A 9,043-nucleotide genomic window follows, 5' to 3' on the forward strand; every position below is an offset into this window, starting at 1 on the left:
GGTGGGGTTCGCGGGGTCGGAGACGTCGACGATCGCGGAGGCGATCGAGTGCGGCTGCTCGTCATCCGCGAGCTGCCAGAGGATGTAATTCCAGATCCCCCTGGTGGACTCGCCCAGGAGCGCGGCCGGTCCCGACACGATCAGGACCGACCCCGTGTCCTCGCGCTGTCGGAACGGCACGATGATGTCGTCACGCAGCGGCTGTTCAGCGCCGTCGGAGGTGTGCGCGCGCTCGACCGTCTGACCGGCGGAGGTCAGCGCCGCGGCGAGGTCGTCGGCGGCCACGCGGGAACGCTCGGCATCCGCTCCTGCGACGACGAGGAGTCGCCGACCGCGCGGGTACAGGTGCAGGAACTCGGAGGAGATGTCGGTCCAGACGTCGCTCATACGCCCAGGCTACGCCCGGCGCGACGGCGCAGGGCCGTGCGGGGCACGGCACGCACAGAAGAGCCCCTCGGAACCGGATCGCGGCTGCCGAGGGGCTCTCCCGTGGGGTCGTCAGGCCTCGTCGACGAGGAATCGACTGTAGGCGCCGAGCGTCAGGAACGCCGGGAACTCCTCGCGCAGGGCGACGTCGCGGAAGACCGATGCCGCGTCGTCGAAGCGGTCGCCGTCACGGCGCTCGACCTCGCCGAGCACCTCGCCGATGAGCCCTTCGACGTAGTCGGGCGTGATCGGCGTCCCGTCTTCCGTGGTGCGGTCCTGGTGGATCCACTGCCACACCTGCGAGCGGCTGATCTCGGCGGTGGCGGCGTCTTCCATCAGGTTGTCGATCGCGACGGCACCGAGGCCCCGCAGCCACGCCTCGAGGTAGCGGATCGCCACCGACACGTTGTCGCGCACGCCTCGTGCGGTGATCGGTCGTCCGATGTGCACGTCGAGCAGCTGCGCCGCGGTCACCGTGACCTCGGGCCGCTGACGGTCCACCTGGTTCGGGCGGTCGCCCAGCACGGCGTCGAACTCGGCCTGAGCCGTGGGGATCAGGTCGGGGTGCGCCACCCAGGTGCCGTCGAAGCCGTCGCCGGCCTCGCGCTTCTTGTCGGCCGACACCTTCTCGAATGCCCGCGCCGTGACCTCGGGGTCTCGACGGTTCGGGATGAAGGCGCTCATGCCGCCGATCGCGTACGCGCCCCGCTTGTGGCAGGTCTGCACGAGCAGCTCGGTGTACGCCCGCATGAACGGCACCGTCATCGTGACCTCGCTGCGGTCGGGGAGCACGAAGCGCGCGCCGCGGCCGCGGTAGTTCTTGATGATCGAGAAGATGTAGTCCCAGCGACCCGCATTGAGGCCGGCGCAGTGATCGCGCAGCTCGTAGAGGATCTCATCCATCTCGAACGCCGCAGGCAGCGTCTCGATGAGCACGGTCGCGCGGATCGTGCCGTGGGGGATGCCGATGTACTCCTCGCTGAAGGTGAACACGTCGTCCCACAGCTTCGCCTCTTCGCTCGACTCCAGCTTGGCGATGTAGAAGTAGGGCCCGCGACCGTTCGCGATGAGCTCGGTCGCGTTGTGCAGGAAGTAGAGCCCGAAGTCGACGAGCGAACCGGATGCCGCGGTGCGGCGCCCTGCGCGGTCGGTGAACTGCAGGTGCTTCTCGGGCAGGTGCCAGCCGCGTGGGCGCATCACGATCGTGGGTGTGCGCTCGGCGGTGACGCGGTACTCCTTGCCCGGACCCGACTCGGTCGAGGGCCCGGTGAACGACAGCTCGCCGCGGATCGCGTCGCGGAGCGACAGCTGCCCCTCGATGACGTTCTTCCAGGTGGGGCTCGTCGCGTCCTCCTGATCGGCGAGCCAGACGCGAGCGCCCGAGTTCAGCGCGTTGATCGTCATCTTGGGATCCGTCGGTCCGGTGATCTCGACACGGCGATCCTCGAGGCCAGGGCCGGCACCCGCCACGCGCCACTCGGCATCCTGTCGGATGTGTGCGGTGTCGTCGCGGAAGCGCGGGTCGTGACCGTTGCCGATCTCGAACCGCCGGCGCATGCGATCGGCGAGGCGGTCGTGCCGCCGGGAGGCGAAGCGGTGGTGCAGCTCGGTGAGGAACGCGATCGCCTCGGGGGTGAGGATCTCGTCGTACCGGTCGCGCAGCGGGCCGGTGACGGTGATGGCGGGGCCCTGCTGCGTCGTCTGGATCGGGGCGGTGGTCGGGGGAGCGGTGGGAGTGGTCATGATCGTGTGTCCTTCACAAGAGGTTCAGTGGAACTGCGCGGCTTCGGTGGAGCCGGCGAGGGCGAGGGTCGCGCTGTCGGGGTTGAGCGCGGTGGAGATGACGTCGAAGTAGCCGGTGCCCGCCTCGCGCTGGTGCTTGGTTGCGGTGTAGCCGTTCGCCTCGGCGGCGAACTCGGCCTCCTGCAGCTCGACGTACGCGCTCATGGCGCGCTCGGCGTACCCGCGGGCGAGGTCGAACATCGAGTGGTTCAGGGCGTGGAAGCCGGCGAGCGTGATGAACTGGAACTTGTAGCCCAGGTCAGCCAGCTCCTGCTGGAACGTCGCGATTTCGGCGTCCGACAGGTGGCGCTTCCAGTTGAAGCTCGGGGAGCAGTTGTAGGCGAGCAGCTTGCCCGGGAACTGCGCGTGGATCGCCGCGGCGAACTCGCGGGCCAGCTCGATGTCGGGTTCGCCCGTCTCGACCCACAGCAGGTCGGCGTACGGCGCGAAGGCGAGGCCTCGGCTGATGACCGATTCGATGCCGGGGCGGATGCGGTAGAAGCCCTCGGTCGTGCGCTCGCCGGTGGTGAACTGCTGATCGCGCTCGTCGACGTCGCTGGTGAGCAGGTCGGCGGCGAGAGCATCCGTCCGGGCGATGATGACCGTCGGCACACCTGCCACATCGGCCGCGAGGCGTGCCGCGTTGAGCGTGCGGATGTGCTGCTGCGTGGGCACGAGCACCTTGCCGCCCAGGTGGCCGCACTTCTTCTCGCTCGCGAGCTGGTCCTCCCAGTGGATCGCCGCGGCGCCCGCCTGGATCAGCGACTGCGCGAGCTCGTAGGCGTTCAGCGGCCCGCCGAAGCCTGCCTCGGCGTCGGCCACGATGGGCGCGAGCCAATCCTGGGTGACCTCGCCCTCGGCGTGCTCGAGCTGGTCCTGACGGATCAGGGCGTTGTTGATGCGGCGCACGACGGCCGGCACGGAGTTCGCGGGGTAGAGCGACTGGTCGGGGTAGGTCTGGCCCGCGAGGTTGCCGTCGGCCGCGACCTGCCATCCCGAGAGGTAGATCGCCTTGAGGCCCGCACGCACCTGCTGCACGGCCTGGCCGCCGGTGTAGGCGCCGAGAGCCCGCACGTAGTCCTCGGTGTGCAGCAGGTTCCAGAGGTTCTCGGCTCCGCGGTGGGCGAGGGTGGAGTCCTCACGGACCGACCCGCGGATGCGGATGACGTCTTCGGCCGAGTACGTGCGCTCGACGCCGTCCCAGCGAGGATCCGTCTCCCAGATCTCCCGGAGCTCGGCGGCCGTCTGAACCTGGTCGCCGGCGCGCAGACCGGCGGGGCGGGGTGTGGGGTTCTGAGCGGTGTTCGTCATGGTGTCTCCTCCGTTGGATGCCCGGACCGTGAAGCCGGGTGGCGTGGTTCCACTGTGGGTGAAGAACTGGCACTCGACCGACCGTTCCGTGCGTGAAGATCGGCGGAAATTCTGTTTCTGTGACAGAATCGGCCGCATGAGCACCTCAGCGGTCGAAGAAGACGCCGACGCCCTCACGATCGGACGCCGCATCCGTCAGCTGCGCACGGCGCGCGGGATGACCCTCGACGACCTCGCCGCGGCCGTCGATCGGGCTCCGAGTCAGATGTCGATGATCGAGACCGGCAAGCGCGAACCGAAGCTCACGCAGCTGCAGGCGATCGCACGGGCGCTCGGTGTGACGATCGATGCGCTGCTCGAGGGCGAGCCGCTCGACGAGCGCAGTGCGATCGAGATCGCCCTCGAACGGGCCATGAAGGGGCAGACGTTCCAGGCGCTCGGGATCGAGCCCTTCCGCATCGCCAAGAGCATGCCGACGGATGCTCTCAAGGCGCTGCTCGCCCTGCACGGCGAGATCGATCGACTCAAGGACGAGCGGGCGGCCACTCCGGAGGAGGCCCGACGTGCGAACGTCGAGCTTCGTCACCTCATGCGCCGGCAGGACAACCACTTCGCCGACCTCGAGGCGAAGGCCGCCGAGATCCTCGCGGCGGTCGGGCACCCGGGTGGTCCGCTCACCCAGCGGACGGCGTCCGAGATCGCCGCCTATCTCGGGTTCACCCTGCACTATGCCCCCGACCTTCCACAGACCACGCGCAGTGTCGCCGACCTCGCCCACGGGCGCCTGTACCTGTCGAGCAGCGTGCCGGCCAAGGGCGACGCGAGGACGGCCGTGCTGCAGGCGCTGTCGAGCCGCATCCTCGGGCACTCCGAGCCCCGCAGCTACGCGGAATTCCTGCGGCAGCGGGTCGAGACGAACTACCTCACGGGGGCGCTGCTGGTCCCGGAGTCCCACGTGGTGCCGGCGCTGAAGGATGCGAAGACGCGCAGGGCGATCTCGATCGAGGATCTGCGCGATGCCTACTCGGTCTCGTACGAGACGGCGGCGCACCGCTTCACGAACCTCGCCACCCGTCATCTCGACATCCCCGTGCACTTCCTCAAGGTGCACGAGTCCGGCACGATCACGAAGGCATACGAGAACGACGACGTGAACTTCCCGACCGATCGTCTCGGTGCCATCGAAGGGCAGATGTGCTGTCGTCGGTGGACCAGTCGCGTCGTGTTCGACGAGGATGACCGCTTCAATCCGTACTACCAGTACACCGACACGGGCAACGGCACCTACTGGTGCACCGCGCGGGTCGAGGCGTCGAGCGAGGGGCTGCACTCGGTGAGTGTGGGTGTGCGCTTCGACGACACCAAGTGGCTCGTCGGGCGGGACACCCCGCACCGCGGAGTGTCGAAGCACTCGGTCGAGGTCTGCTGTCGTCGTGCGCCCGCCGACCTCGAAGGGCGCTGGCGCGAGAACTCCTGGCCCAACGTGAGGACCCCGCGAACCCTGCTGGCGACCCTGCCCACCGGATCCTTCCCGGGTGTCGACACGACCGACGTGTACGAGTTCCTCGAGGCGCACGCGCCCCGCTGAGTGCGGAGGAGCGGATCAGACCTCGATGCCGCGCAGGACGATCTCGAGACCACGCTCGAACGCCTCGTCGACGTCGCCGCCCTGACGGAATCCGCCGTTCTGCTCCATCATGCAGAAGCCGTAGGCCCAGGCCGTGAGGGTGCGAGCGACGGGGAGAGGATCGGCCGTCGTCAGCGCGCTCACCGCGCCGAGCAGGGTCGTCATCAGCGGGGCGAGCGTCTCTTGCGAAGGCGTCGCCTCGGGGCTGGGCGAGTTGAAGAGCAGCGTGGTCACGCGGGGTGATCGGGTCGCGAAGGCGCGCAGGGAGCGGGCGACGCCGGCGAGGATCTCGCGAGCGTCGGTCGATCTCTCGACGACCTCCGCGATGGCGACGCCGAGTTCCATCGCGGCATCGTCCGCCGCGAGCCGCAGGAGGTCGTGTCGGTTCGCCGCGCGCTTGTAGAGGCTGGGCGCGCGCACCCCGACGGCTGACGCGACGGCGCTCATGGTGACGGCATCCACTCCGTCTCTTTCGGCGATCGTGCGGACGGCGGCGACGAGCGCGGAAGTGCTGACTCTCTGCGGTGCAGGCATGCTCCCAGCATAAAGCTATTGACTGTAGCCATCAAGGCTATGTAGTGTAGCCAACATGACAGCTCAGCTCCTCCGCATCGGCGACGACATCATCGCCATCCACGCGATCGTCACCGACGACGGCGTCACGCTCATCGATGCCGGCCTCTCGGGAGATCTCGGCATCCTCACCGCGGCGCTCGCCGGGGTCGGGCGTTCGCTCGACGACATCCGCGGTGTCGTGCTCACGCACGGAGACACCGATCACATCGGCATCGCCGAGGCTCTGCGTGCCGGGCACGGCGTCCCCGTGCACATTCTGGCGGCCGACGCCGAGCTGGCGACGGGGGTGGTTCCGCCGCGCGGTGTGAAGGCCGATGCGTGGCGGATCGGCCCGACACTGAGATTCCTCTGGACGGGGCTGCGCCGAGGAGCGCTGCGCACCCGGCGTCCGTCGAGCGTCGTGCCGATGTCCGACGGCGACGTGCTCGATCTGCCGGGTGCGCCCGAGATCATCGCGATCCCGGGTCACACGAACGGATCGGCTGCGATCAGGGTTCCCGCGGTCGACGCGCTCTTCCTCGGTGATGCGGTCACCACGCGGCACGTGCTCACCGGGGCTGGCGGTGCACGACTCGCGCCGTTCAGTGATGATGCTCCGCGAACGAGGGTCAGCCTCGAGAAGCTGAGGGGTCTGCCCGAGGCCAGGATCTTTCCCGGGCATGGGCCCGAGTTCGCCGGTACCGCGGTCGATCTGCTGGATGCGCTCGACTCGCGAGGCTGAGGTGCACCCCCTCCTGCGAGAGCGGAGGTGTCGCAGGAGGGGAGTGCGCGGCCGGATGCCGCTCAGCCGAGAGCGTCGGGCTTCTTGGGTACGAGTGACACCGCGACGGCCGCGAGCAGTGCCACCATCGCGAAGGCGACGAAGTTCCACTCCACCCCGACCGCCATCGCGGCCAGCCATCCGCCGACCATCGGCCCCATGATGGCGCCGATGCGAGCGAAGCTCAGCGCCCATCCGGCGGCGGTGGCGCGTACGGATGCCGGGTAGTAGTCGGTGATGTAGGCCGTCAGCACGAGCGAGGTCGAGATCGACCCGACGCCCGAGATCGCGACGAACACGAGGTTCAGGAACATCGAGTTCGGGAACATCATCAGCAGGCACGCGACGCCGCCGAGCGTGTAGAAGATGATGAGTACGGGCTTCGATCCGAAGCGATCCGCCAGGTGACCGAGGACGAGACCGCCCACGGCCGACGCGAGACTAAAGACCATGAGGAACGTCAGTGCAGGGCCGAGGTCGTAGCCGGCGGCGCGCATGATCGACGGCAGCCACGAGTTCAGGCCGTAGACCAGCAGCAGGCCGGCGAACAGCGAGATCCACAGGAACACGGTCGAGCGCAGGTATCGGCGCGAGAACAGCTGCTGCAGGATGCTGTGCCACGGCATCCGCTCGCCGGGCTTGACCTCGGGTCGCGGTGCGGGGACGTAGGGATCGATGCCGAGCCGCGTCGCCTGTGCCACGGCGCGATCGTGCAGACCGCGGTTCTCGAGCGACTCGAGCGATTCCGGCAGCACCTTCGCGATGATCGGCAGGAGCAGGATGGGGAATGCGCCGACCGCGATGACCCAGCGCCAGCCGAGATGGGGGAGCAGCCCCATCGCGACCAGGGCCGAGACGACGATTCCGAGCGAGTAGCCGGAGTACATGATGCCGTAGCTCAGTGCACGCCTCCTCGGGGCGGAGAACTCGATCGTGAGAGCCGCGGCGACCGGGATCACGCCGCCCATGCCGAGCCCGCCGAGGAAGCGGAAGAGTCCGAACAGCTCGGGCGTCGGCGCGAGGGCGGCACCGAGCTGCATGGTCGTGAAGATCGACATCGACACGAGCAGCATCCGCTTGCGGCCCACCCGGTCGCTCAGTGTTCCGATGAAGAGGGCGCCGATGAGCATGCCGACGAGTGCCCACGAGGCGAGTCCGCCGAGCTCGACGGGGCTGAGCGCCCAGGCGGAGTCCTCGGCGAGGGCGGGCAGCACGGCGCCGATGACGCCGATGTCGTAGCCGTCGGCGAGGATCGCGAGCCAGCAGCTGAACAGGACGATGCCGGTGACCCCGCGGGGTACGGGCCAGACGGTTTCGGGGGAGGTGGTCGGTGAAGTGGCAGACAACGTCGTCTCCTTCGCGGTGACGCGACAGTGCGTCGGGGTGGATCGGTCGATCAGACCGCTATTGCGAAAGTATGACGATAGTCACAGAAATGCAATATACGGATCGATCAGACGGCGTTCCAGCGCAGGCGAGGAGTGCTCGTGACTTCGGTCAGGACGGCGCCTGCATCGCCGACGGGGAACATCGTGATCAGCAGCGGAACAGTCGCGGAGGGCGCGGCGACCGCGTAGGCCAGAGCCGCGGGGCCGCGCTCGCGGGTGACCCCGACACGGGTGTGCCGACCCTCGATCGTCGATGTGTGCGATGAGGCGGCGGAGGCGAGGATCGCGGATGCGGCGTCGCCCGCCCTGTCGAGCAGTGTGGGACCCTCGTGCCACGGGAGGAACGCGTCGGGCGAGAGGCCGCACGCCGCGGCGAGTGCGGCTCCGATCCATCGCTCGCGCTTGAGGCCGTACGGCGTCTCGACGAGTGACAGCAGATACCCGTAGCAGTGCAGCAGACCCGCGTTCCCGACCGGCCACGAGGCCTCGACCTCGGCCCGGCGGTGCAGTTCATCGAAGAGCGCCCGAGGGATGACGGGTGCGCCGACGTTCTCGTCGATCACGGTCGACCGACCCCACGCGTCGAAGCGCCCGTGCGTGCGATCGTCGTCCAGCGAGGCACCGAGCCAGGGCAGGCTGTCGACCGCGGCGCGTGCGGCGTCCGTCGAGTCGGCCTGCGCTCGGATCGCAGCGGTCGTGAGGTCGTCGAGTGCGGACACGGCGTTCACGCTACAAGACTCGTGTGGACGGATTGTTCACACGGCGTTCACACGATCGGGACTTTCTGTCCACAATTACTGAGCATGCTGGACGGAGCGTCCGCGAGATCAGAGTGCGGATGCGGAAGGAACTCCGTGAACTCCATCCTCCTCTTCGACTTCGACGGCACGATCGCCCTCGGAGACGGGCCCGTCCTGGCGTATGCCACGCACGCGGCTGCCGCGCTCGACGACCCGCACGGCTTCGTCGACGGCATCCGCGCCACTCTCTCCACCGCCGACGGTGAGGCACTCGACGGGTATGACGCGGTGCGGCGCGCTGCGGTCGCCCGGGGGGCGGACGCCCGACTCCTCAGCGCCGCATACCTCGCGAGCCGCGAAGAGCTCGCGACGGACGCCGCGCCGATCATGGCTCCGGACGGTCTCGCCGAGTTCCTCGCCGACGCCGCGTCGG

Annotated in this window: 8 protein-coding genes and 1 pseudogene; 3 read left to right on the top strand and 6 right to left on the bottom strand. The window is 68.8% G+C overall.

What is annotated here, in order from left to right; all coding sequences use genetic code 11:
- The 3 genes from RTM68_RS14770 to aceA form a co-directional block, all read right to left on the bottom strand.
- Positions 1–387 (bottom strand): hypothetical protein (locus RTM68_RS14770; protein ID WP_312172300.1); only part of this gene is annotated, 387 nt, incomplete at its 3' end.
- Between the two features lie 111 nt (positions 388–498).
- The gene (gene aceB / locus RTM68_RS14775; RefSeq protein ID WP_312172303.1) at positions 499–2,169 is read right to left on the bottom strand and encodes a malate synthase A; all 1,671 of its coding nucleotides are present in this window, start codon (positions 2,167–2,169) and stop codon (positions 499–501) included.
- A 24-nt stretch (positions 2,170–2,193) separates the two neighbouring features.
- Positions 2,194–3,519: an isocitrate lyase gene (aceA, locus tag RTM68_RS14780; protein WP_312172305.1), complete on the bottom strand. Its 1,326-nt coding sequence runs from the start codon at positions 3,517–3,519 to the stop codon at positions 2,194–2,196.
- A gap of 136 nt (positions 3,520–3,655) precedes the next feature.
- On the opposite strand from aceA, the gene RTM68_RS14785 reads away from it, so the two are divergent.
- Positions 3,656–5,107, top strand: coding sequence for a helix-turn-helix domain-containing protein (locus RTM68_RS14785; protein WP_312172308.1), 1,452 nt, complete (start codon positions 3,656–3,658; stop codon positions 5,105–5,107).
- Between the two features lie 15 nt (positions 5,108–5,122).
- Here RTM68_RS14785 and RTM68_RS14790 read toward each other — a convergent pair whose 3' ends face one another.
- The gene (locus tag RTM68_RS14790) at positions 5,123–5,680 is read right to left on the bottom strand and encodes a TetR/AcrR family transcriptional regulator (RefSeq protein WP_312172311.1); all 558 of its coding nucleotides are present in this window, start codon (positions 5,678–5,680) and stop codon (positions 5,123–5,125) included.
- Between the two features lie 55 nt (positions 5,681–5,735).
- On the opposite strand from RTM68_RS14790, the gene RTM68_RS14795 reads away from it, so the two are divergent.
- Positions 5,736–6,443 carry an MBL fold metallo-hydrolase gene (locus tag RTM68_RS14795; RefSeq protein ID WP_312172314.1) on the top strand — a complete coding sequence of 236 codons (708 nt, stop codon included), beginning with the start codon at positions 5,736–5,738 and terminating at the stop codon, positions 6,441–6,443.
- A 62-nt stretch (positions 6,444–6,505) separates the two neighbouring features.
- On the opposite strand, the gene RTM68_RS14800 is transcribed toward RTM68_RS14795, so the two are convergent.
- Together RTM68_RS14800 and RTM68_RS14805 are read right to left on the bottom strand one after the other, a co-directional pair.
- A complete protein-coding gene (locus RTM68_RS14800; RefSeq protein WP_312172316.1) occupies positions 6,506–7,828 on the bottom strand; it encodes an aromatic acid/H+ symport family MFS transporter in 1,323 nt (440 codons plus the stop codon).
- Between the two features lie 107 nt (positions 7,829–7,935).
- Positions 7,936–8,589 (bottom strand): amino acid deaminase, encoded by a 654-nt coding sequence (locus tag RTM68_RS14805; protein ID WP_312172318.1) that lies wholly within the window; start codon positions 8,587–8,589, stop codon positions 7,936–7,938.
- A 135-nt stretch (positions 8,590–8,724) separates the two neighbouring features.
- Between RTM68_RS14805 and RTM68_RS14810 the strand changes: the two are divergent.
- Positions 8,725–9,043, top strand: a pseudogene (locus RTM68_RS14810) (hydrolase); the annotation flags it as partial.

The sequence above is a fragment of the Microbacterium sp. genome (assembly GCF_031988965.1).
Taxonomy (GTDB): Bacteria; Actinomycetota; Actinomycetes; order Actinomycetales; family Microbacteriaceae; genus Microbacterium.

Coding starts and splice junctions, on each gene's coding strand:
- aceB (WP_312172303.1), bottom strand. CDS start 2,169: ATGACCACTCCCACCGCTCCCCCGACCACCGCCCCGATCCAGACGACG.
- aceA (WP_312172305.1), bottom strand. CDS start 3,519: ATGACGAACACCGCTCAGAACCCCACACCCCGCCCCGCCGGTCTGCGC.
- RTM68_RS14785 (WP_312172308.1), top strand. CDS start 3,656: ATGAGCACCTCAGCGGTCGAAGAAGACGCCGACGCCCTCACGATCGGA.
- RTM68_RS14790 (WP_312172311.1), bottom strand. CDS start 5,680: ATGCCTGCACCGCAGAGAGTCAGCACTTCCGCGCTCGTCGCCGCCGTC.
- RTM68_RS14795 (WP_312172314.1), top strand. CDS start 5,736: ATGACAGCTCAGCTCCTCCGCATCGGCGACGACATCATCGCCATCCAC.